Genomic DNA, 22,657 nt, shown 5'->3' with positions numbered 1-22,657 from the left:
GCCGGGCGGCGCCCCGTCGTCTCGGTGCCAAGTGGTGCGTACACCCGGTACGTGGTTCCCGACCCTCCCAGCGCCGGTGGGCAGTGGCCGCGCATCACCTGACCCGCCACCCGAAGGAGTGAACATCGGAGGGGAGTTGGCGGGCAAGTCGCGACGGCCCGCCGGACACCCCGGCACGGCGGGCCGGTTGGACGCGGGGGGAAGGCTTTGGCAGTATTCGCCGCCACGTGTTCCCGGACCATGCCAATTGCCGCCAATTCCGGCGTCCGAGCTGGGCGGTCCCGTCGATCCGGGTGCGCGCTCCGGCCATTGCCCCGCCTCGTGAAGGCTTCGTGCAGACTGGCGGGGTGCGTACTGATCTCGTCTCGGAACCCGGCACCGCCGGCCGGCCCAACGAGGACTTCGCGGGGGTCGGACTACCCGCCTGCGGTCAGGGCGGTTGCGTGATCTTGCTGGACGGGGTGACACCGCCCCCGTACACGCCGGGCTGCTCGCACCCGGTGCCCTGGTTCACCGCCCGGCTGGGCGGCGCGCTGACCGAACTGACCGTTTCCCACCGAGATCTGACGCTGACGGAGATTCTCGGCCGGGCGATCAGCCAAACATCGAAGGCCCATCTGACCACCTGTGACCTTTCTCACCCGCGTACGCCCCAGGCGACGGTGATGCTGGTCCGCTGGTCGGAAGAGGCGGTCGAGTACCTGGTGCTCTCGGACTCCGCGCTGCTGCTGCGCGCCCCGGACGGCACGGTGACCCCGGTGCTGGACGACCGGCTGGCCCGGCTGCCGCGCGGGGCGCTGGCGAGCGCGGAACGGGTCGACGCCGAGCTGCGCAACAAGGAGGGCGGCTTCTTCACGGCCGCCGCCGACCCCGAGGTGGTCCGGTACGCGGTCACCGGCTCGGTGCCGCGCGCCGGGGTGCGCTCGCTGGTCGCGCTGACCGACGGCGCGGCCCGCTGGACGGAGAAGTTCCACGAGGGCGACTGGACGGCCCTGTTCGACCTGGTCGCCAAGGAGGGCACCCGGGCGCTGGTGGACCGGGTGCGGGAGCTGGAGCTGGCCGACCGCGAGGAGCGGACGTTCCTGGGCCGCAGCAAGACGCACGACGACGCCACGGCCGTCCACGTGGAGCTGTGAGGCCCGCGCGTCCGCGTCGGCTACTTCTCCGCGATGCCGTTCAACTCGTGCAGCAGCCGCGCCAGTTCGGCGACCTCGCGGCGGTCCCAGTGGGCGAGCTGGCTGACGTAGCGGGCGCGGCGGGCCTCTCTGACCTGGCCCACCCGGCCCCGGCCCTCGTCGGTGAGGGTGACCAGCCAGGCGCGGCCGTCGGCCGGATCGGGCTCGCGGGCGATCAGGCCGAGGTCCTCCAGGGCGCGCAGCTGGCGGGACATGGTGGCCTTGCCGACGCCGATGTAGGCGGCCAGGTCGGTGGCCCGCTGGGCGCCCTGCTCGTCGAGCCGGATCAGCAGCCCGTACGCGGCCGGTTCCAGGTCGGGGTGGACCTCGCGGGCCATCTCCCCCTGGTTGGCGCGCGCCCGGCGCAGCAGCACCGTCAGTTCACGCTCCAGCGCCAGGAATTCCTGGTCGACACAGCGCGGCGCCACGGGTGCGGTGCCCGCGCCCGTACCGTTGTTCCCGTCCTCGTGCACCTCAGTACCCCTGCCCGGTTTCGCCGTCTGAAATTTTCTGCCGGACCCCGTCATCGCCGCAGCTCCGCCAGTATTTCGCAGGCGTAGACCAACGGCGGCATCCGGACCCCCTTCCCACCCCCGCATCTACGTGCGTAGCTTTTTGGGCGGGCCCCTCGCGGCGGCCCGGCGCAACAGGCTCGTCGGTCATTTCCGGTCCCCCACCTCGTCCCGAAAGGCCACGCCATGCCCGTGCACAGACCCGGTCCCGCCCGCCCGCGCACGTCCGCCGTCCTGGTCACGGCCCTGCTCGGCGCGCTCAGCCTCGTCCTCGGTGTCCTCTTCGCCGCTCCCGCCCAGGCCGCGCCCCACCGCGGCGACGCCTACCTAGGCATGGGCGTCCTCTCCCACGACGGCCGCTCCGGCACCCCGGCCGGCACCCGGGCCGCCCAGACCGAGGGCGTCGACGTCTCCGGCCACCAGGGCAACGTCGACTGGGCCACCCTGTGGAACAGCGGGGTCCGCTGGGCCTACACCAAGGCCACCGAGGGGACGTACTACACCAACCCGTCCTTCGCCCAGCAGTACAACGGCTCGTACAACGTGGGCATGATCCGGGGCGCGTACCACTTCGCCACCCCGGACACCACGAGTGGTGCGGCGCAGGCCAACTACTTCGTGGACCACGGCGGCGGCTGGTCGCGGGACGGGCGGACGCTGCCCGGCGTGCTGGACATCGAGTGGAACCCGTACGGCGACGCCTGCTACGGCATGGCCGGGGCCGCGATGACCAACTGGATCGCGGACTTCCTGAACACCTACCGGGCGCGCACCGGCCGGGACGCGGTGATCTACACGGCGACGAGCTGGTGGACCCAGTGCACGGGCAACACCGCCGCCTTCGGCGCCACCTACCCGCTGTGGATCGCCCGGTACGCCACCGCGCCGGGCACCCTGCCCGCCGGCTGGGGCGTGCAGACGATGTGGCAGTACACCTCCTCCGGCCCGACGGTCGGCGACCACGACAAGTTCAACGGCGCCCTGGACCGGGTGCAGGCGCTGGCCAACGGATAAGGACGCGCGAAAGGCCCGAGCCCCCTCGCAGGGAGGGGACTCGGGCCTTCGCCGTGCTCAGGCCGCGACCGGCGCCTGCGCCACGGTGGCGGCGGGCGCGAGGGCCAGCTCCAGCACCTGGCGCACGTCGGTCACCGCGTGCACGTCGAGCTTCTCCAGCACCTCGGCCGGGACGTCGTCCAGGTCGGCCTCGTTGCGCTTGGGGATGATCACGGTGGTCACCCCGGCGCGGTGCGCGGCGAGCAGCTTCTGCTTCACCCCGCCGATCGGCAGCACCCGCCCGGTCAGCGAGACCTCACCGGTCATCGCCACGTCCGTGCGGACCAGCCGGCCGGAGAGCAGGGAGGCCAGCGCGGTGGTCATGGTGACGCCCGCGCTCGGGCCGTCCTTGGGGACCGCGCCCGCCGGGAAGTGGATGTGCGCTCCCCGGTCCTTCAGGTCGGCCACCGGCAGCTCCAGCTCCGCGCCGTGACTGCGCAGGAAGCTCAGCGCGATCTGCGCCGACTCCTTCATCACGTCACCGAGCTGCCCGGTCAGGGTCAGCCCCGCCGCGCCCGTCTCCGGGTCGGCGAGCGACGCCTCGACGTAGAGCACGTCGCCGCCGGCGCCGGTGACCGCGAGCCCGGTCGCCACCCCGGGTACGGCGGTACGGCGCTCGGCCGGGTCCTGCGCGGACTCGGGCACGTGGTGCGGGCGCCCGACCAGGCCGCGCAGGTCCTCCTCGCGGACGGTGAACGGCAGTTCCCGCTCGCCCAGTTCGTGCTGGGCCGCGACCTTGCGCAGCAGCCGGGCCACGGTCCGCTCCAGGGTGCGCACGCCCGCCTCACGGGTGTACTCCCCGGCGAGCTTGCGCAGCGCGCCCTCGTCCAGCGTGACCTCGTCGCCGGTGAGACCGGCCCGCTCCAGCTGGCGCGGGAGCAGGTGGTCGCGGGCGATGACGACCTTCTCGTCCTCGGTGTAGCCGTCGAGGCGGACGATCTCCATCCGGTCGGCCAGCGCCTCCGGGATCGCCTCCAGCACGTTGGCGGTGGCGAGGAAGACCACGTCGGACAGGTCGAGCTCGACCTCCAGGTAGTGGTCCCGGAAGGTGTGGTTCTGCGCCGGGTCCAGCACTTCGAGCAGGGCGGCGGCCGGGTCGCCCCGGTAGTCCGAGCCGACCTTGTCGATCTCGTCGAGCAGCACGACCGGGTTCATCGACCCGGCCTCCTTGACCGCGCGGACGATACGGCCGGGCAGCGCGCCGACGTAGGTGCGCCGGTGGCCCCGGATCTCCGCCTCGTCCCGGACACCGCCGAGCGCGACGCGGACGAACTTGCGGCCCATCGCGTGCGCGACTGATTCGCCGAGGCTCGTCTTTCCGACGCCGGGAGGCCCTACCAGCGCCAGCACCGCACCGCCGCGCCGTCCGCCGATCACGCCGAGGCCGCGCTCACCGCGCCGCTTGCGCACCGCGAGGTACTCGGTGATGCGCGCCTTCACGTCGTCGAGGCCCGCGTGCTCGGCGTCCAGGATCTCCTTGGCGCCCTGGATGTCGTACGCGTCCTCGGTCCGCTCGTTCCACGGCATCTCCAGGACGGTGTCCAGCCAGGTGCGGATCCAGGAGCCCTCGGGCGACTGGTCGGAGGAGCGCTCCAGCTTCTCCACTTCCTTGAGCGCGGCCTCGCGGACGTGCTCGGGCAGGTCGGCGGCCTCCACGCGGGCGCGGTAGTCGTCGGACTCCTCGGCCGCGTCCGGGCCGTCGCCCTTCAGCTCGCGCAGCTCCTTGCGGACCGCTTCGAGCTGGCGGCGCAGCAGGAACTCGCGCTGCTGCTTGTCGACGCCCTCCTGGACGTCCTTGGCGATGGTCTCCGCCACGTCCTGCTCGGCGAGGTGGTCGCGGAGCTGCTGGGCGGCGAGCTTCAGCCGGGCCACCGGGTCGGTGGTCTCCAGCAGCTCGGTCTTCTGGTCGGTGGTGAGGAACGGCGAGTAACCGGAGTTGTCGGCGAGCGCGGAGACGTCGTCGATGGCCTGGACGCGGTCCACGACCTGCCAGGCGCCGCGCTTGCGCAGCCAGGTGGTGGCCAGCGCCTTGTACTCCTTGACCAGGTCGGTGACCTGGCCGGGCAGGGGGTCGGGCACGGTCTCCTCCACCCGGGTGCCCTCGACCCACAGGGCGGCGCCGGGGCCGGTGGTGCCCGCGCCGATGCGCACCCGGTGGCGGCCCTTGACCAGGGCGCCGGGGTCGCCGTCGGCGAGCCTGCCGACCTGCTCGACGGTGCCGAGCACGCCGGTCTTCGCGTAGGTGCCGTCGATGCGCGGGACCAGCAGCACCCTGGGCTTGCCGGACTCCGACCGGGCGGCGGCCTGGGCGGCCTCCACGGCGGCCCGGATCTCGGTGTCGCTCAGGTCCAGCGGCACGACCATGCCGGGCAGCACGACCTCGCCGTCGAGCGGCAGCACGGGCAGGACGACTGTGAACTCCATGGACTCACCCGACTCAGCAGCCATGATCTCCCCTTCGGCAGTCAACTTGAGTAACACTGACTCAATGCTCCTGAGCGGTTGAATGTTCCCCGAACATCGTTCGCTCTCGGCGAACGGAAATCCCCCGCACGCCCGCCGGGGCAGGATGGCCGTATGACTGGCACGCACGACAGCAGCGCCGGGGAACCGGTTGTCCTGGACCGGCGCGAGGGACCGTACGGGGAGGTGGCGCTGCGCCGCAGCGGGGCGCTGCTCCAGATCATCGCCAACGGGTGCTTCCTGATGGACACCTCCGACGGCCGCTCGGAGCGGCTACTGGTGGACGCGGCGCGGGACGCGCTGGACGACCGCCCGGCGCCGGAGGTGCTGATCGGCGGGCTCGGCGTCGGCTTCTCTCTGGCACACGCGGCCGCCGACCCCCGCTGGGGACGCATCACCGTCATCGAGCGCGAGCCCGCCGTCATCGACTGGCACCGCGCCGGGCCGCTGGCCGAGATCTCCGCCGGGGCACTGGCCGACCCGCGCACGCGCGTCGTGGAGGCGGATCTGGTCCATTTCGTCAATGAGACATCCGACACGTTCGACGCGGTATGTCTCGACATCGACAACGGACCCGGCTGGACCGTCACGGAGGGCAACCAGGGGCTCTACACACCACGCGGACTCGCCGCGTGCGCAAGGGTGTTGAGGCCCGGCGGGGTCCTTGCGACATGGTCCGCGCAGCCCTCTCCGGAATTTGAAGGAACCTTGCGGAATGCCGGGTTCCGACAGGTGCGTACCGAAGAGGTCCCCGTTGCCCGTGGCGTTCCCGACGTGGTCCATCTCGCCGTCCGACCTGGATAGCGACGGCCCGGCGTGTCCCCGTAATGTGCAGCGTGACGCGGATCATTCAAGCGTCAATCGCAGTCATGGGATCACCCCACGGATTCCGGAAAGCAACAGGGGCGGGCGATGGAGCAGACACACACCTCCCAGACCGGTGCGGCGACGACGTCACAGGGCGCGCAGCGCCGGGTACTGGTCGTCGAGGACGATCCCACAATCGTCGACGCCATCGCGGCCCGGCTCCGCGCCGAGGGATTCCTCGTGCAGACCGCCGGTGACGGTCCGTCGGCGGTCGACACGGCCGAGGCATGGCAGCCCGACCTGCTGATCCTCGACATCATGCTGCCCGGCTTCGACGGCCTGGAGGTCTGCCGCCGGGTGCAGGCGTCCCGCGCGGTGCCGGTCATGATGCTCACCGCGCGCGACGACGAGACCGACATGCTGGTCGGCCTCGGGGTCGGCGCCGACGACTACATGACCAAGCCGTTCTCCATGCGGGAACTGGCCGCGCGGGTGCACGTCCTGCTGCGCCGCATGGAGCGCGCCGCGCTCGCCGCGACCACGCCCCGCTCAGGGATACTCCGCCTCGGCGAGCTGGAGATCGACCACGCCCAGCGCCGGGTGCGCGTGAAGTCGGACGACGTCCACCTGACGCCCACCGAGTTCGACCTGCTGGTGTGCCTGGCCAACACCCCGCGCGCGGTCCTCTCCCGCGAGCAGCTGCTCGCCGAGGTCTGGGACTGGGCGGACGCCTCGGGCACCCGGACCGTGGACAGCCACATCAAGGCCCTGCGCCGGAAGATCGGCGCCGAGCGCATCCGCACGGTGCACGGGGTCGGGTACGCGCTGGAGACGCCGACCCCGTGAGCCGAGGACGGGAAGCGGGGCGCCGGCGCTCCGGGGCCGAACCCTGGGGCGGCGTACGCCCGTTCTCGATCAAGACCAAGCTGGGCGCGCTGGTCGTCATCTCGGTGCTGATCACCACCGGTCTCTCCATGATCGCGGTGCACACCAAGACCGAGCTGCGCTTCATCACGGTCTTCTCGATGATCGCCACGCTGCTGATCACCCAGTTCGTGGCCCACTCGCTCACCGCGCCGCTGGACGAGATGAACGCGGTCGCCCGCTCCATCTCGCACGGTGACTACACACGCCGGGTGAGCGAGGGGCGCCGCGACGAGCTGGGCGACCTCGCCGTCACGATCAACGTCATGGCGGACGAGCTGGAGGCCCAGGACCTCCAGCGCAAGGAGCTGGTGGCGAACGTCTCGCACGAGCTGCGCACCCCCATCGCTGGCCTGCGCGCGGTGCTGGAGAACATCGTCGACGGCGTCACCGAGGCCGACCCGGAGACCATGCGCACCGCGCTGCGCCAGACCGACCGGCTGGGCCGGCTGGTGGAGACCCTGCTCGACCTCTCCCGCCTCGACAACGGCGTGGTCCCGCTGAAGGCCCGCCGCTTCGAGGTGTGGCCGTATCTGTCCGGGGTGCTCAAGGAGGCCAACATGGTCGCCTCCGCGCGCGCCGGCATCGCCTCCGGCTCCGGCAGCCACACCCGTACCGACGTGCATCTGCACCTGGACGTGTCGCCGCCCGAGCTGACCGCGCACGCCGATCCCGAGCGCATCCACCAGGTCGTGGCGAACCTCATAGACAACGCGGTCAAGCACAGCCCCCCGCACGGCCGGGTGACGGTGCGGGCCCGGCGCGGCTCGCGCCCGGAGTCGCTGGAGCTGGAAGTGCTGGACGAGGGTCCGGGCATCCCCCGCTCGGAGTGGCACCGCGTGTTCGAGCGGTTCAACCGGGGCCAGGTGACCCGCCCGCACGGTCCGGGCAGCGACGGCGGCACCGGTCTGGGGCTGGCCATCGCCCGCTGGGCGGTCGATCTGCACGGCGGCCGGATCGGTGTGGCCGAATCCGAGCGGGGCTGCCGGATCATCGTCACCCTTCCGGGGACGGCATCGGCGTCGAGTTGACGCACCCGGTCCCCTTGCGGTTCAGTCGGATGATCAAGATCACAATCGTTCGCCCAGGCGGACACGTGTGATCAGGCACGGGCCGGCGCGATGCGCGGAGCGAGGACGCTCAGGGCCCCGATCAGGCGTGCCCGCGATTCCCCGTCCGCATCCGGAACCCCGCTTGTTTCCCGCCATTTCGCGGCCCGAAACGCGGTTCCCGATGTGACTTGCACGACGATGAACGGGCCCGACCTGACCTTCCCGCTCTGGGAGGCGTAGCCTTTATTCCCGCTGTCCATCACCTTGTGAAGCGGAAGAGGGCGGTTACCGCCGTGTCGCCACAGTCCCCCAGTAACTCGAACGTCTCCACCGACGACCAAGCCGGGAAGAACGCCGCCGCGGCGTTCGGCCCGAACGAGTGGCTCGTCGACGAGATCTATCAGCAGTACCTCCAGGACCCGAATTCGGTAGACCGTGCCTGGTGGGACTTCTTCGCCGATTACAAGCCGGGGGCGCCCGCCGCCTCGGCTCCGGCGGGTACCGCGGCCGCGGGGGCCGCGGGCACCACCCCCACCGCTCCGCCGGCCCAGGCCGCACCGGCTCCGGCCGCGCCCGCCCCGGCCCAGGCACCGGCCCAGTCGGCCCCGGCCGCCAAGCCCGCGCAGGCCCCGGCCACGCCGGCCCAGGCCCCGGCGCAGGCACCCGCGGCCAAGGCCGCCCCGGCCGCGCAGGCCGCTCCGGCTCCGGCGAAGCAGGCCCCGGCGCCCGCGGCCAAGCCGAAGGCCGCCGCCGCGCCCGCCGCCGAGGCCCCCGAGGGCCCGGAGTACGTCACGCTGCGCGGTCCGTCCGCCGCCGTGGTGAAGAACATGAACGCCTCGCTGGAGCTGCCGACGGCCACCTCGGTCCGCGCGGTCCCGGTGAAGCTGCTGTTCGACAACCGCATCGTCATCAACAACCACCTCAAGCGGGCCCGCGGCGGGAAGATCTCCTTCACGCACCTCATCGGGTTCGCCATGGTGCAGGCCATCAAGGCCATGCCGCCGATGAACTACTCGTTCGGCGAGAAGGACGGCAAGCCGACCCTGGTCAAGCCGCCGCACGTGAACCTCGGTCTGGCCATCGACCTGGTGAAGCCCAACGGCGACCGCCAGCTCGTCGTCGCGGCCATCAAGAAGGCCGAGACGCTGAACTTCTTCGAGTTCTGGCAGGCCTACGAGGACATCGTCCGCCGCGCCCGCGAGGGCAAGCTCACGATGGACGACTTCACCGGTGTCACGGTCTCCCTGACCAACCCCGGCGGCCTCGGCACCGTGCACTCCGTGCCGCGCCTGATGCCCGGCCAGTCCGTGATCATGGGCGTCGGCTCCATGGACTACCCGGCGGAGTTCCAGGGCACCAGCCAGGACACCCTGAACAAGCTCGGCGTCTCCAAGGTCATGACGCTCACGTCGACCTACGACCACCGGGTCATCCAGGGCGCCGCCTCCGGCGAGTTCCTGCGCCAGGTCGCCAACCTTCTCCTCGGCGAGAACGGCTTCTACGACGACATCTTCGAGGCGCTGCGCATCCCCTACGAGCCGGTCCGCTGGCTCAAGGACATCGACGCCAGCCACGACGACGACGTCACCAAGGCCGCCCGCGTCTTCGAGCTGATCCACTCCTACCGGGTCCGCGGCCACGTCATGGCCGACACCGACCCGCTGGAGTACCAGCAGCGCAAGCACCCCGACCTGGACATCACCGAGCACGGGCTCACCCTGTGGGACCTGGAGCGCGAGTTCGCTGTCGGCGGCTTCGCCGGCAAGTCGATGATGAAGCTGCGCGACATCCTCGGCGTGCTGCGCGACTCGTACTGCCGCACCACCGGCATCGAGTTCATGCACATCCAGGACCCCAAGCAGCGCAAGTGGATCCAGGACCGCGTCGAGCGCCCGCACTCCAAGCCGGAGCGCGAGGAGCAGCTGCGCATCCTGCGCCGCCTGAACGCCGCCGAGGCGTTCGAGACGTTCCTGCAGACCAAGTACGTCGGCCAGAAGCGGTTCTCCCTGGAGGGCGGCGAGTCCGTCATCCCGCTGCTGGACGCGGTCATCGACTCGGCCGCCGAGTCGCGCCTGGACGAGGTCGTCATCGGCATGGCCCACCGCGGCCGGCTGAACATCCTCGCCAACATCGTCGGCAAGTCGTACGCGCAGATCTTCCGGGAGTTCGAGGGCAACCTCGACCCGAAGTCGATGCACGGCTCCGGCGACGTGAAGTACCACCTGGGCGCCAAGGGCACCTTCACCGGTCTTGACGGCGAGCAGATCGCGGTCTCCCTGGTCGCCAACCCCTCGCACCTGGAGGCGGTCGACCCGGTCCTGGAGGGCGTCGCCCGCGCCAAGCAGGACATCATCAACAAGGGCGGCACGGACTTCACCGTGCTGCCGGTGGCGATCCACGGCGACGCGGCCTTCGCGGGCCAGGGCGTGGTGGCCGAGACCCTGAACATGTCGCAGCTGCGCGGCTACCGCACCGGCGGCACGGTCCACATCGTCATCAACAACCAGGTCGGCTTCACCGCCGCCCCGGAGTCCTCGCGCTCCTCGATGTACGCGACCGACGTGGCCCGCATGATCGAGGCCCCGATCTTCCACGTGAACGGTGACGACCCGGAGGCCGTGGTCCGCGTCGCGCGGCTCGCCTTCGAGTTCCGCCAGGCGTTCAACAAGGACGTGGTGATCGACCTCATCTGCTACCGCCGCCGCGGTCACAACGAGTCGGACAACCCGGCCTTCACCCAGCCGCTGATGTACGACCTGATCGACAAGAAGCGCTCGGTGCGCAAGCTGTACACCGAGTCGCTGATCGGCCGCGGTGACATCACCCTGGAGGAGGCCGAGCAGGCGCTCCAGGACTACCAGGGCCAGCTCGAGAAGGTCTTCACCGAGGTCCGCGAGGTCACCTCGCAGCCGGCGCAGGGCGAGGTCCAGCCGCCCAAGGACGGCTTCCCGGCCGCGGTCCCGACCGCGATCTCCGCCGAGGTCGTCAAGCGGATCGCCGAGTCCCAGGTCAACGTCCCGGACAACATCACCGTCCACCCGCGGCTCCAGCCGCAGCTCCAGCGCCGTGCGGCGATGGTGGAGGACGGCACGATCGACTGGGGCATGGGCGAGACCCTGGCCGTCGGTTCGCTGCTGCTGGAGGGCACCCCGGTCCGCCTGGCGGGCCAGGACTCCCAGCGCGGCACCTTCGGCCAGCGCCACGCGGTGCTCATCGACCGGGAGACCGGCGAGGAGTACACCCCGCTCCAGTACCTCTCCGAGGACCAGGCGCGGCTGAACGTCTACAACTCCCTGCTCTCCGAGTACGCGGCCATGGGCTTCGAGTACGGCTACTCGCTGGCCCGCCCGGACGCGCTGGTGATGTGGGAGGCGCAGTTCGGCGACTTCGTCAACGGCGCGCAGACGGTCGTCGACGAGTTCATCTCCTCCGCCGAGCAGAAGTGGAACCAGACCTCCGGTGTGGTCCTGCTGCTGCCGCACGGCTACGAGGGCCAGGGCCCGGACCACTCCTCGGCCCGTCCGGAGCGGTTCCTCCAGCTCTGCGCGCAGAACAACATGACGGTCGCCATGCCGACCTCGCCGGCGAACTACTTCCACCTGCTGCGCTGGCAGGTCCACAACCCGGACCACAAGCCGCTGATCGTCTTCACCCCGAAGTCGATGCTGCGTCTGAAGGCCGCGGCCTCCAAGGCGGAGGAGTTCACCTCCGGCGAGTTCCGTCCGGTCATCGGTGACGACACGGTCGACCCGGCCGCCGTCCGCAAGGTCGTCTTCTGCTCCGGCAAGGTCTACTACGACCTGGAGGCCGGCCGGCAGAAGCGCGGTGCCACGGACACGGCGATCATCCGCATCGAGCGGCTGTACCCGCTGCCCGGCGCCGAGGTCCAGGCCGAGGTCAACAAGTACCCGAACGCCGAGAAGTACCTGTGGGTGCAGGAGGAGCCGGCGAACCAGGGTGCGTGGCCGTTCATCGCGCTCAACCTGATCGACCACCTGGACCTGGCCGTCGGTGCCGACGTCCCGGCGGGCGAGCGCCTGCGCCGCATCTCGCGCGCGCACGGCTCCTCCCCGGCGGTGGGCTCCGCGAAGCGCCACCAGGCGGAGCAGGAGCAGCTGGTGAACGAGGTCTTCGAGGCGTGACCCCGGCTCGCTGAGCAACGAAAAGGGCCCGGCCCCCGGATCTGATCCGGGGGCCGGGCCCTTTTCGTGCCCTGGGCTTTCCTCAGCTGGCCTGCGGCTCGAAGTCCCAGTACGGGCGGTTGCGGGAGCGGGCGGAGATGGTGTGGACGTGCTGGGGGCCGAGGGTGGCGGCGAGGTCGGCGAGGGCCTCCTGTTCGACCTTCTCCGCCTGCTGGCGGTCGCGCAGGGCGCGCAGGTCGGCCGCGTAGGCGACGCGTGCGGTCAGGGTGAGGGGGTGGGTGCGGCCGAGGGTGTCGGTGGCGCGCAGGATGGTGATCTGGCTGAGGTCGGCGGCGGCCTCGGTGTCCCCGACGAGGTTGCGCAGCGCGGCCGCGTTGACGGCGCAGCCCAGCGCGTAGGGGTGGGTCTCCCCCAGCGCGGCGGACATGTCGGCGAGGCTCTGCTCGATCAGTACGTGGGCGTGGTCGCGTTCGCCGACGCTGCGGAGCACCAGCGCGTGGTTGGCGCGGGCGCCGATGATGAAGGGGTGGCCCTCGGGCAGCAGCAGTTCGTAGCGGGCGAGGACGGATTCGCTGGCCTCGCGGGCCTGGTCGATGTCGCCGTGCTCGCGGGCGAAGCAGCTCTGGCTGACGGCGGCGGCCAGGGTGTGCGTGTGGCTGTCCCCGAGCTTGCGCTCCAGCCCCTCCAGGACGCGGGTGAGCAGTTCGCCCGCCCCGGCCCGGTCCCCGCCGCGCAGCCGGCACAGGGCGAGGTTGTGCTCGGCGCGCAGGGTGTTCTGGTTGTCCGGGCCCATGACGATGCGGTACTCGCGGACGTTCTTGGCCTGGATGGACTCGGCCTCGGCGTAGCGGCCCAGCAGGCGCAGGTCGACGGCGTAGGAGACCTCGGAGAACAGGGTCCAGGGGTGGCGGCCCTTGAGGAGCTGGCGGCGGGCCTCCAGGGTGCGGGTGTCGAAGCCGCGGGCCTGCTCGTACCGGCCGAGGAGGCGCAGGGTGAAGCCGAGGTTGTTCTGGGCGTTGAGGGTGCGCGAGTCGTGCTCGCCGAACAGCTCGCGGTAGGTGGGGTAGAGCCATTGGTCGAGTTCGAGGGCGGCGTCGTACTGGCCGAGTTCCCGCAGGTCGGCGGCGAGTCCGCCGGCCATCCTGAGGTGGTCGAGGTCGTGTTCGCCGCGTTCGGCGCGCAGTTGCTCGCGGGCGGCCCGGTCGATGGCCTCGGTCTCCTGGAAGCGGCCGGCCGAGCGCAGCAGGTTGGCGTAGTGGTAGGTCACCTCCCACACCCGGGGGTGGGACTCGCCGAGCAGTTCGCGCCAGGTGGCGAGGGCGCGGCCACCGAGGTTGACGCCCGCGGTGTACTCCCCCGCGAACAGCATGTACCGCAGGCAGTTGAGCACCAGCCCCTGCACCCTGCGGTCCTTGCTGCGCAGCACGTCGGCGTATTTCAGGTGCGGGACGATCTCGGCGTAGGCGTCCCAGTTGCGAGTGTCGGTGGGGCGGCCGGGGTCGGCCTCGGCGAGGGCGCGGCGGACCACCTCGATGAACTCTTTCCGGTCGGCCTCGGGCATGTCCTTGTGCACGATCTGGTGGACCATCCGGTGCAGGTAGACCGACTCGCCGGAGGCGACGGCCTCGTCCAGCGTGGCCTCGTGGGACTCCAGCCGGACCACGGAGTACTGGCGCAGCTGGTTGACGGCCCTGTTCCACAGCAGCGGGTCGTCCAGCAGCCCGGCGAGCTGTTCGGGCAGGTCGTCGTGGTTCATCTCCTTCAGCAGCCGCACCGGGATGAAGCCGGGGGCGAAGAAGGTGCACAGCCGGAGCAGGTCGACGGACTCGGGGACGGTCTCGCGGAGCTTGTTCAGCAGTATCGACCAGGCGGTCTGGAAGGCGAGCGGGAAGTCCGCGGACACCTTGACCACGTCCTGGTCGATCCCGCCGTCCAGCAGGGCGATGTACTCCTCCACCGAGAGGTCGGAGTCGTTGAGCCAGCCCGCGGTCTGGTCGAGCAGCAGCGGCAGGTCCTCCAGCGCCTGGGCGAGCTGGTCGGCGTCGGGTTCGGTGAGCCGGGGCGCGCGGCGCCGGATGAAGGCGACCGACTCGTCCCGGCCGTAGACGGGGACTTCGAGGAGCTTGCTGTTGTGCTCGCTCCACTCGGGGTTGCGGGAGGTGATGAGGACGTGGCCGGGGCCGGTGGGGACGAGGTCCCAGATCTGGTCGGGTTCGTCGGCGCCGTCCAGCACCAGCAGCCAGCGGGAGTACGGGGTGCCCCGGCGCAGCGCGTCCCGGACGGCGCGCAGCCGTTCGCCGTACTCGGCGCCGGTGGACAGGCCGAGTTTGGGGGCGAGTTCGGCGAGGAGGCGGCGGTAGCTGACGCGTTTCTCGGCGTTGACCCACCACACCACGTCGTACTCGGAGCCGAAGCGGTAGACGTACTCGGCGGCGAGCTGGGTCTTGCCGACGCCGGACATGCCGTGCAGGGTGAGGACGCCCGCGCCGGGGTCGCTGCCCTGGAGCAGGTGGTAGGCGTCGTTGAGCAGCGGTTCGCGGCCGGTGAAGCGGGTGTTGCGGCGCGGCACCCCGCCCCACACGTCGGGCATGGCGGCCGGGAAGCGGGGCGCGGGGCGGCCGGGGTCGTCGCCGTGGCGGGTGTCGTGGGGCAGGTCGAGGCGGTCCATGAGCCGGCGTTCGGCCTCGTCGGCGCCCATGTTGGTGAGGTCGACGGGGGCGAGCGCGGCGACGGCGGAGGGCAGCGGGGCGTTGGTGACGGAGACGGCGGCGAACCGGCCCGGGTCGGCGCCGACGACCTCGCGCAGGGCCGCGTTCCACTCGTCGTGGGTGCGTGGGCCGAGCTGGAAGTACCACTCGCTGACCACGATCAGGGTGCGGCCCTCGGCGAGGGTGAGGTCGCGCAGCAGGCCGGTGAGGGGCTGGTCCGGGGGCGCGTCCCAGCGCAGGTAGACCACGCGGAGGCCGCGCCGCTCCAGCCGGTCCCCGATCCAGGCGGCCCAGGCCCGGTTGAACCCGGCGAAGCTGATGGTGACGGTCTGCCGCGCGGTTCCGTTCCCGCTCGGTGCCGGCGTACGGGACTCAGACATGCGGCGGCCTCCAGCACGTAGACAGGAAATCGTAGAACCTCGGCGCGGCCCTGGGGAGTACGGCGACCGCCGGAACCGAACGCCTCGGTGGGCCGATCTTCGCGCAGCGGAAGGTGCGAAGTCGGCATTTCACCGGTTCGGGATCGGCGGCGTGGGGGGCTGTCGCTGCGCCCAGAGGGTGCGCACCGCCTTGACGTACGCCTGCGCGCGCGCCGTGTGCCCCCGTGGTGCGGGGCGGGCGGAGAGCAGTTCGTGGGCGGCGGCCATGCCGTCGACGAACCGGCGTCCGGCCGGGGTGAGGTCGGGTGAGGCGACGAGCGCGGGCAGGGCGGCGGAGACCTGGGCGTGGTAGCGGGCGTGTTCGGCCCAGGCGGCCTCGCGGCGGGCGGGTTCGGCGAGCGCGGTGCGCTGGAAGTGGCCGGCCAGCGCGAGATGGGCGTAGGTGCCGTGCAGCAGGCCGTCGTAGGGGCGCGGGTCGGGGCGCCAGGGGGCGAAGTAGCGGGCCTCGGGTCCGGCGCGGTGCAGTTCCACGAGTTCGCCGAGGGCGGCGAGTTTGGTGTGCTGCATCTCGTGGACGAGGGTCGCGGCCAGCGCGGTCGGGGTGGCGGGGGTGGTGCTGAGCAGCGCGCCGAACGCCTCGCGCCGGGTGCCGCTGGAGCTGCCCGGGCCGTCCGAGCCGGGCGGCGGCGCGAGCGGGACGAGGCAGCGCAGCAGGGCGATGGTCTCGGTGAGCCGCTGTTCGCCGCCGGTGCGCAGCGCCTGCGCGGTACCGGACCACGCCTGCAGCCAGCGCTTGCGCTCGGCGTGGTCGGGCCCGCCGGCCCCGCCGAACGCGAACCGCGCGGGGTCGCGGGGCGGGGTGCGGTACGGGTCGAGGTCGTCCAGCGGTACGGGGGCGGCGCCGGGCAGCAGTCCGGGCAGGGCGTGGGCCGGGGTCCAGGCGGGGGCGCCGGACCAGGCGCCGACGCCCTGCTCCAGGCGGACGTGCACATCGGGGGCGCCGCGTCTGCGCAGGGTCAGGCGGCCGTTCTTGTGCCGCACCTCGATGGCGGCGGAGCCGGTCCGCCCGGTGCGCAGGACACCGAGGGAGGGCAGGCAGAGCAGGCCGTCGCGGGCGGTGAGTCCGGTACTGAACGGCAGGCCCGCGCGGGCGGCGGCGGCCGCGGCGAGGGCGCTGAAGTAGGCGAGTTCCAGCGGGAGTTCACTTGCACTCCCGGGCGTGGTGAGCGCGGTCAGGCAGCGGCGGGCCCAGGGGCCGGTGAAGGGGTAGGTGAGCCGGGTCCGGGCGGGCGAGCGGGGTCCGTCGGCGGCGCGGTCGGCCTCGGTCAGCAGCGCCCAGTCCTCGCGCAGCCGGCGCGTGGCGGCGGGCGGGCAGTCGGCGGGGCCGGCTCCCTCGGCGGCGTCGAGGACGGCGCGCAGCAGCAGCATGCGCCGGGTGTCCTGGTCGCGGACGAGGAGGGCGAGGGTGTCGGGGCCGCCGCCGGTGTGGCTGAGTTCGGCGAGGGCGCGGTCCAGGGGTGCCGTCACGGGGTGCCTCCTTCCTCGGCGAGCCGCGCCGCCACGTGCCGGATGAAGCGCTGGAGGTCGGCGCAGTACACCGACGGGTTGTCGAAGCCGCTCCCGGCGCGGTACCGGTGCGCGTAGTGGCCGCCCCCGCAGACCGCGACCAGCGGGCAGGCCCGGCAGCGCGCGGCCAGCCCCGCGAGCCCGGTCTGCCGGGCGGCGACGCCGGGGTGGGCGAGGGCCTGGTTGAAGTCGTGCCGGAACACGTCGAGCCCGGTCTCGGCGGCGCCGTCGTAGGCCGACTTCAGCGAGTCGACCTGTTCGATGGAGCCGTCGGTCTCGACGACGACGGCGTCGAAGGGGGCGAGCCCGAGGGACTCGGTGGCGGCGGGCAGGCCGAGCAGCAGGGCGAGGCACTCCTCGAAGAGCCGTACCCGCGTCTCGCGCCGCCCGGCGGACCACCAGCGATCGAAGACGCGGCACAGCCAGTCGCCGTACGCGCCGCCGTGCGGGGGCGGGGCCGACCAGTTGCCGTGGGGCAGCAGCAGGTCGAGCGCGGGCGGGCGGAGGGCGAGCAGGGACTCGTAGGTGTCGACGGGGTCGGTGGTGGGGTCGACGACGGTGAGGACGCCCGCGTACGCCTCGGGGAAGTGGTCGGCGACCAGGCCGGCGCCGCGTGCGGCGGCGGGCCAGGAGGGGCGTCCGGCGTGGTCGACGCGGCGGTGGTTCAGGGCGGCGGTGCCGCCGTCGAGGCTGATGCCGATGCGGATGCCGTGCCGGGCGAGGACGGCCACCCGGTCGTGGGTGAGCAGGGTGGCGTTGGTCTGCACGGTGGCGTGCACGGCGCAGCCGTCGGGCACGCGGGCGCGGACGGTCCCGGTGAAGCGGGCCAGGGTGTCCGCGCCGGCCAGCAGGGGTTCGCCGCCGTGCAGGACGAGGGAGAGCGCGGTCAGGGCGTGGTCGCGGGCGTGCCGGGCGATGCGGTCGGCGGTGCGGTCGAGCACCTCGGCGGGGGCGGCGGCCGGGCGGGCGCGCCAGGTGTGGTCGGGGCCCTCGTAGAGGTAGCAGTAGCGGCAGGCGAGGTTGCAGCGGCCGTGCGCCTTGACGATGAACTGGCGGAAGGGGCGCGGTCGCGCCCGCGTCGGGGCGGCGCTCGTCCCGGACATCCCGTACCCCCGTACCGCGATGCGGGCGCGGCTCGTTCGCCCGTGTGTGCGGGTGCGTTCCCGGTCGCGGCCCGGGGCCAAACGCACGGGGGCGTAAGTTGCCGGTTTCCGCCGTCGGGTGACCAAGAGCGTGCGGGTGGCCAAGGGCAGCTGGATCAGAGGCAGTTGTTGAAGCCCCAGAGCATCTCGGCGGGTCTTCCGGCCCGTTCGGTGAGGGTGTCCAGGACCTCTCGCAGCACGGGGTGGTCCAGGGTGCGCAGTTCCTCCAGGTCGAGCGTGAGCAGGTCGGGCAGCGGCTCGCCGTGCTCCGGTACGGGTGTCCCGTCCTGCGGTACGGGTGTCCCGTCCTCCGCGCTGGTCATCGCTGCCTCCCGTGGTGGTGCCTCGGTGGATGCCGGTCAGCCGAGTCCGGCGAGCCGGCCGGCGGTGTCCTCGGCGGTCGGGGCGCCGGTGCCGAGGCTGTCCTCGGGCAGCCGCGCCCATTCGGCGCGGGCCGCGCGGTACGCCTCGCGGGCCGCGCGCGGCCGGGTGGCCGCCTCATAGGACATACCCCGCCAGTGGTGCGCCTGCGCGCCCAGTTCGACGGCGATCCGGCGGTCGCGGTCCGACTCGGCCGCCGCCTCGGCCTCCCGCGCCGACTCGGCCGCCGCCCGGAAGGCGTCCACCGCGTCGTCCAGCCGGGCCGGCCGGGCCAGGCTCCGGTACGCCTCGTACTGCGCCTGCCCCAGCTCCAGCGAGCAGCGCGCGGCCAGCAGCGGGTCGTCCGCCTCGGCCGCCGCCAGCCCGAAGAGGTGCTCCGCCTCGCGCAGGTCCACCCGGTCGTCCTGAAGCCGGTAGCGCCGGATCAGGGCGCGGCCCAGCATCAGCAGGCGGTGCGCGGTGTGCGGGCTGCCGGTGTGGGTCTCGCCCCGGCAGGCCCGCAGGACGCGGATCGCCTGCGTGAGCGCCTCCCAGCTCCGCTCCCCGCTCTCGGCGTCGGCCCGGCGCAGCAGCACCTCACCCCACTCGGCGAGGATGTCGGGGTAACCGGGGGCCTCCCGGGAGGTGTCGGCGGCTGCGCGGGCGAACTCCTGCGCCGCGTCGCGGAGTTCGCGGGGATCGCCGGTCTCGGCGTACCGGGCGACCCCGATCCGGCCGGCGCGGACCCGGAGTTGGGCGCGCAGGGCACGTCCGGTGGTCACGGCGAGCGCGGCGTCGACGCGTTCCTGGGCCTCGGCGAGGTCACCGCCGGAGCGGAGCAGGGCGTCGACCAAGTCCAGCCGGACGAGCACGAGTTCGCGTCCCCCGTCCACACCGGCGGCCAGCGCGTCCCGGAGCGAGCCGGCTGCCTGGGCCGCGTAACCCCGCGCCTGTACGGGGTCGCTGGTGGCGTCGGCCAGGCGCAGCAGGAGCCGGCCGTGGGCGAGGGGCAGTTCGGGCGGGCGGTGTCCCCGGTCGGGCCAGAAGTCGGCGAACGCCTCCAGCATGCCGACCGCGCCCTGGAGCAGCGCGCTGTCCCCGCCGAGCCGCCACTGCGCCTCCAGCGCCCCGACCCGCTCCAGCGTCAGCTTCAGCGCCTGCGCGGGCTCCAGGTCGGGGGCGGCGCAGGCGACGGCGTACTCCCGGTCGGCGCGGCGCAGCAGGTCAAGGGCGGCGGGCCGGTCGTCGCGCCGTCTGCGGTCGGTGGCGGCCGCGCGCAGCACCCGGGCCAGCGCGGCCCGCTCCCGCTGGGCGTGCGGGTGCGCCACGGCCCGCTCGGCGGCGGCCTCCGCCTCGGCCAGCAGCGCGGAGCCGCCCTGCACCTCCCAGAGCCGGAGCGTGGCGTGCGCGTACTCGGCCCACAGCTCCGGGTCGGCCCCGGCGGGCCGCTCGTTCTCGGTGGCCCCGCGCAGCAGCTGTACGGCGTCGATCACGTCCTGCACCATGCCCTCGGCGTCGAACCGGGCGAGCAGCGTCCGGGCGCGGACCACCGCCGGATGCGTGGGCCGGGGTCCGGCGGCGGTGCCGGGCCGGGTGCCGTAGAGCCGGAACTGCTCCGGCAGCGGCATGAACCGCTCCAGCACCCGCGCGGCGACCTCGGCGAAGGGCTGCGGGACGAGGGTGGCGTCGCCGTGGTCACCGGGATACGCGCCGAACAGGCCCGCCTCGGCCGGGTTCTCGTCCCCGCGTGCCGGGTGGGCGGCGCCGCCGAGCTGGGCGAGGGCGAGGGCCGGGAAGTTGGCGCCGCCCTTGCCGAAGCGCTGCTCGATGTACTCCGAGCAGTGCTTGAGGACGAGCAGGGCCTCGTCCCGGCCGAGCGTGGACAGCAGCGCCTCCCGCACCTCCGGCTCCATCTCGTACCACTGTCCGGCGTCCGGACCGTGGTCCTCCCCCGCCCGCTGGACGAGGCCGCCGAGCAGCACCTCGGCGAGTTCGGCGGGGCCGGAGCCGGGCAGCATGGTGCGCTGCACCAGCCGCATCACCGGCAGGCAGAGCGGGGCGGCGGCGAGGTAGACGGCGAGGCGACCGGCGGCCGGTGAGGCGGCGGAGCGGAACCGGCTGACCCGCTCCACGGGCGTCTTCCTGCGCCCGGCGCGCGCCTGCGGTACGGGCGGCTGGTCGGCCCGCACCCAGCCCACCGCGCCGGGCACCGGCCCGGCACCGGCCCCGGCGAGCAGCCGCGCCCACGCCCCGAGCGCCACGGGTTCGGGCGGCAGCACCGGCACGGGCAGCACACCGGGCGGCGGTACGAGGGGCGCGCCGTCGGGGGTGCGGACGCGCAGCGCGGTGCCGCCGGGGGTGTCGCCACGGGTCAGTTCGCCGTAGGTGACCGGCAGCCGGGTGCGGCTCCACAGGCGCTGCGGGAGCGGCTGGAGCACGGCGACGGGGGCGAGCCGGGCCAGCCGGTGCAGCAGCCGGTGCGCGCCGCCGGACCGCCACAGCGGGCCCGCGCAGTCGCTGACCAGCAGGGTGATCCGGCGCCCGGTGGGGTCGCTGAGGCGGTCGGCGGTGTGCTGCGGCGCCCCGCGCGGATCGGCGCCGGCGCTGACGGTGGCCTCGCCGTCGGGCCCGGTGTGCAGATGGGCGATCCGGATGTCTCCGAAGGCCCCCAAGCGTGCGAACACCTCTTCCAGTTCGGCGAAGAGACGGTCCCACACCCGCATGGAGGGCGCGGCGTCCAGCACCAGTTGCAGCCGGGTGTCCCCGCGCCGCACCTCGCGGTACACCGGGAGGATCAACCCGCCTGCCTGGGCGCTGAGTTCGGCGGTCGCGGTCTCGTCCAGCTCACGGCGGAGCGCGGGCGCGGCACTGCGGTACGCCTGCAAGGGCCGCAGAGCGCGCTGGAGTTCGAGGGTGGAGGGCAGGACGGGGGCGGCCGGGGCGCCGACCGGGAGTGCGGTGAGCCGGGTGCCGGGCCCTACGCGGACCTGGCCGTCACGGGGCGACGGGTACAGCGGGACGCTGCGGTCGGGTCCGGGCGTCAGGACCCCGGGTTCCCTGGGCGGCGGCGGGAGTTGGGGCTCGGGTGGGGACACGGGCGGGGGCGGGGGCACCTCGCGGGCGCGCTCGACCTCACCGGCCGGCTCGCGTTCGCCCGTCCACCGGGCCAGCCACAGGGCGTCGCTCAGCCCCTCCACGTCCGGCTGGAGACCGGCTCCTCGCAGCCGGAGCACGAGTTCGGCGAACGGGTCGGGGGTGTCGGGGCCGTGTCGTGCCGGTGCGTCGGGCATCGGCTCCTCACCTCGGGCGGTCGAGTCGCTGGATGAGCAGGTCGGCCAGGCGCTCCCGGCTCGGCGGGGCGGCCGCGTCGGTGAGGTAGAGGGCGTTCAACAGCTGGTCGGTGGCGAGGAGTTCACTGTGCGAGCGCTCCAGGAAGCGGGCGATGAGATCGTCACCGGCCCGCGCGGCCTCGTCCCCGAGGTGGGCGCGGACGAAGGTAGCGAGCCGGTTGTGGTCGGGGCGGCCCAGCTCCAGGTGGACGCAGCGGCGCATCAGCGGTGCGGGGAAGTCCCGTTCGCCGTTGCTGGTGAGCACCACGAAGGGGAACGAGGTGCAGCGCACCCGGCCGTCGCGCACCCGGACCTTGGTGCCGTCGGCGGTGAGCACCTCGGCCTCGCCGTCGGGCAGCCGGTCGGCCAGGCGGCGCAGCTCGGGTATCTCGAACTCGCCCTCCTCCAGCACGTTCAGCAGGTCGTTGGGCAGGTCGATGTCGCTCTTGTCGAGTTCGTCGATGAGCAGCACGCGCGGGGTGTCCGAGGGCAGCAGGGCGGTGCCGAGCGGGCCGAGCCGGATGTAGCCGCCGATCGCCTCCACGGAACCGGGGCTCCCGGCCGCGCTGCCGTACCCGCCCTGCGCGGCGATCTGCACGTCCTGGAGGCGGGCGATGGCGTCGTAGTGGTAGAGCCCGTCCTGGAGGGTGGAGCGGCTGACGACGGACCAGCGCAGCACGTCGCCGAGCCCCAGTTCGTACGCCACCGAGTGCGCGAGGGTGCTCTTGCCCGCGCCGGGGCTGCCGGTGACCAGCAGCGGGCGGCGCAGGTACAGCGCCGCGTTGATCATGTCCAGTTCCTCGGCGCCGGGCCGGTGCAGCTCGGCCAGGTGCCGGTGCGCGCCGAGCCTGCGGTCGCGGGAGCCGTCACCGTCCTCGCCCGGCTCGGCGGAGGTCTCGGCGCCGCGCGCGGAGAAGTCGCGCCAGGGCGGGGGCGGGGGCAGCCGGCTCATCCCGTCGTGGGGTTCCCCGGCGCCTCGGTAGATGAGCCACTCGCTGGATTCGGTCATGTCCGGTCCTCGTCGCTCGTCGCCGGGGGCGGGGC

14 protein-coding genes are annotated in these 22,657 nt (G+C 73.1%); 6 read left to right on the top strand and 8 right to left on the bottom strand.

Going from position 1 to position 22,657, the window contains the following annotated elements:
- Positions 1 to 347: 347 nt before the first annotated feature.
- Positions 348 to 1,136 (top strand): protein phosphatase 2C domain-containing protein, encoded by a 789-nt coding sequence (locus tag D0Z67_RS19815; RefSeq protein WP_031181186.1) that lies wholly within the window; start codon positions 348 to 350, stop codon positions 1,134 to 1,136.
- Positions 1,137 to 1,156: 20 nt separating this feature from the next.
- On the opposite strand, the gene D0Z67_RS19810 is transcribed toward D0Z67_RS19815, so the two are convergent.
- Positions 1,157 to 1,648: a MarR family winged helix-turn-helix transcriptional regulator gene (locus tag D0Z67_RS19810; RefSeq protein WP_031181185.1), complete on the bottom strand. Its 492-nt coding sequence runs from the start codon at positions 1,646 to 1,648 to the stop codon at positions 1,157 to 1,159.
- A gap of 225 nt (positions 1,649 to 1,873) precedes the next feature.
- Between D0Z67_RS19810 and D0Z67_RS19805 the strand changes: the two genes are divergently transcribed.
- A complete protein-coding gene (locus tag D0Z67_RS19805) occupies positions 1,874 to 2,701 on the top strand; it encodes a lysozyme (RefSeq protein WP_031181184.1) in 828 nt (275 codons plus the stop codon).
- Between the two features lie 57 nt (positions 2,702 to 2,758).
- Here D0Z67_RS19805 and lon read toward each other — a convergent pair whose 3' ends face one another.
- Entirely contained in the window at positions 2,759 to 5,188 is a 2,430-nt protein-coding gene (gene lon / locus D0Z67_RS19800; protein WP_051887656.1) for an endopeptidase La, read from the bottom strand.
- 129 nt (positions 5,189 to 5,317) lie between these two features.
- Here lon and D0Z67_RS19795 point away from each other — a divergent pair, with 129 nt between their 5' ends.
- The 4 genes from D0Z67_RS19795 (at position 5,318) to D0Z67_RS19775 (ending at position 12,128) form a co-directional block, all read left to right on the top strand.
- Positions 5,318 to 6,007, top strand: a complete 690-nt coding sequence (locus D0Z67_RS19795; RefSeq protein WP_031181182.1) for a spermine/spermidine synthase domain-containing protein — start codon at positions 5,318 to 5,320, stop codon at positions 6,005 to 6,007.
- Between the two features lie 108 nt (positions 6,008 to 6,115).
- Positions 6,116 to 6,856 carry a response regulator transcription factor gene (locus D0Z67_RS19790; protein WP_031181181.1) on the top strand — a complete coding sequence of 247 codons (741 nt, stop codon included), beginning with the start codon at positions 6,116 to 6,118 and terminating at the stop codon, positions 6,854 to 6,856.
- Positions 6,853 to 7,965 (top strand): HAMP domain-containing sensor histidine kinase, encoded by a 1,113-nt coding sequence (locus tag D0Z67_RS19785; protein WP_031181180.1) that lies wholly within the window; start codon positions 6,853 to 6,855, stop codon positions 7,963 to 7,965. Before D0Z67_RS19790 ends, D0Z67_RS19785 begins: the two co-directional genes overlap by 4 nt.
- Before the next feature lie 314 nt (positions 7,966 to 8,279).
- A complete protein-coding gene (locus D0Z67_RS19775; protein WP_031181179.1) occupies positions 8,280 to 12,128 on the top strand; it encodes a multifunctional oxoglutarate decarboxylase/oxoglutarate dehydrogenase thiamine pyrophosphate-binding subunit/dihydrolipoyllysine-residue succinyltransferase subunit in 3,849 nt (1,282 codons plus the stop codon).
- An 82-nt stretch (positions 12,129 to 12,210) separates the two neighbouring features.
- Here the strand turns inward: D0Z67_RS19775 and fxsT are convergent, their stop codons facing one another.
- The 6 genes from fxsT to D0Z67_RS19745 all read right to left on the bottom strand — a co-directional run bounded on the left by fxsT (position 12,211) and on the right by D0Z67_RS19745 (position 22,622).
- Positions 12,211 to 15,216 carry an FxSxx-COOH system tetratricopeptide repeat protein gene (gene fxsT, locus D0Z67_RS19770; RefSeq protein WP_031181178.1) on the bottom strand — a complete coding sequence of 1,002 codons (3,006 nt, stop codon included), beginning with the start codon at positions 15,214 to 15,216 and terminating at the stop codon, positions 12,211 to 12,213.
- A 129-nt stretch (positions 15,217 to 15,345) separates the two neighbouring features.
- Positions 15,346 to 16,743, bottom strand: coding sequence for an aKG-HExxH-type peptide beta-hydroxylase (locus D0Z67_RS19765; protein ID WP_031181177.1), 1,398 nt, complete (start codon positions 16,741 to 16,743; stop codon positions 15,346 to 15,348).
- Positions 16,740 to 17,885: an FxsB family cyclophane-forming radical SAM/SPASM peptide maturase gene (locus tag D0Z67_RS19760; protein WP_051887655.1), complete on the bottom strand. Its 1,146-nt coding sequence runs from the start codon at positions 17,883 to 17,885 to the stop codon at positions 16,740 to 16,742. Before D0Z67_RS19760 ends, D0Z67_RS19765 begins: the two co-directional genes overlap by 4 nt.
- A 155-nt stretch (positions 17,886 to 18,040) precedes the next feature.
- On the bottom strand, positions 18,041 to 18,247 hold the full coding sequence (gene fxsA, locus D0Z67_RS19755) for an FxSxx-COOH cyclophane-containing RiPP peptide (protein WP_037774942.1): 207 nt from the start codon (positions 18,245 to 18,247) through the stop codon (positions 18,041 to 18,043).
- 36 nt (positions 18,248 to 18,283) lie between these two features.
- Positions 18,284 to 21,574, bottom strand: coding sequence for an SAV_2336 N-terminal domain-related protein (locus tag D0Z67_RS19750; protein ID WP_031181175.1), 3,291 nt, complete (start codon positions 21,572 to 21,574; stop codon positions 18,284 to 18,286).
- A gap of 7 nt (positions 21,575 to 21,581) precedes the next feature.
- Positions 21,582 to 22,622: an AAA family ATPase gene (locus D0Z67_RS19745; RefSeq protein ID WP_031181174.1), complete on the bottom strand. Its 1,041-nt coding sequence runs from the start codon at positions 22,620 to 22,622 to the stop codon at positions 21,582 to 21,584.
- Positions 22,623 to 22,657 lie beyond the last annotated feature (35 nt).

It is taken from the genome of Streptomyces seoulensis (genome assembly GCF_004328625.1).
GTDB classification, from domain to species: domain Bacteria; phylum Actinomycetota; class Actinomycetes; order Streptomycetales; family Streptomycetaceae; genus Streptomyces; species Streptomyces seoulensis.
Note: the sequence above shows the minus strand (reverse complement) of the source record. Positions and strands in the feature narration are given on the sequence as shown.

Coding starts and splice junctions, on each gene's coding strand:
- D0Z67_RS19805 (WP_031181184.1), top strand. CDS start 1,874: ATGCCCGTGCACAGACCCGGTCCCGCCCGCCCGCGCACGTCCGCCGTC.
- lon (WP_051887656.1), bottom strand. CDS start 5,188: ATGGCTGCTGAGTCGGGTGAGTCCATGGAGTTCACAGTCGTCCTGCCC.
- D0Z67_RS19795 (WP_031181182.1), top strand. CDS start 5,318: ATGACTGGCACGCACGACAGCAGCGCCGGGGAACCGGTTGTCCTGGAC.
- D0Z67_RS19790 (WP_031181181.1), top strand. CDS start 6,116: ATGGAGCAGACACACACCTCCCAGACCGGTGCGGCGACGACGTCACAG.
- fxsT (WP_031181178.1), bottom strand. CDS start 15,216: ATGTCTGAGTCCCGTACGCCGGCACCGAGCGGGAACGGAACCGCGCGG.
- D0Z67_RS19760 (WP_051887655.1), bottom strand. CDS start 17,885: ATGTCCGGGACGAGCGCCGCCCCGACGCGGGCGCGACCGCGCCCCTTC.
- fxsA (WP_037774942.1), bottom strand. CDS start 18,247: ATGACCAGCGCGGAGGACGGGACACCCGTACCGCAGGACGGGACACCC.
- D0Z67_RS19750 (WP_031181175.1), bottom strand. CDS start 21,574: ATGCCCGACGCACCGGCACGACACGGCCCCGACACCCCCGACCCGTTC.
- D0Z67_RS19745 (WP_031181174.1), bottom strand. CDS start 22,622: ATGACCGAATCCAGCGAGTGGCTCATCTACCGAGGCGCCGGGGAACCC.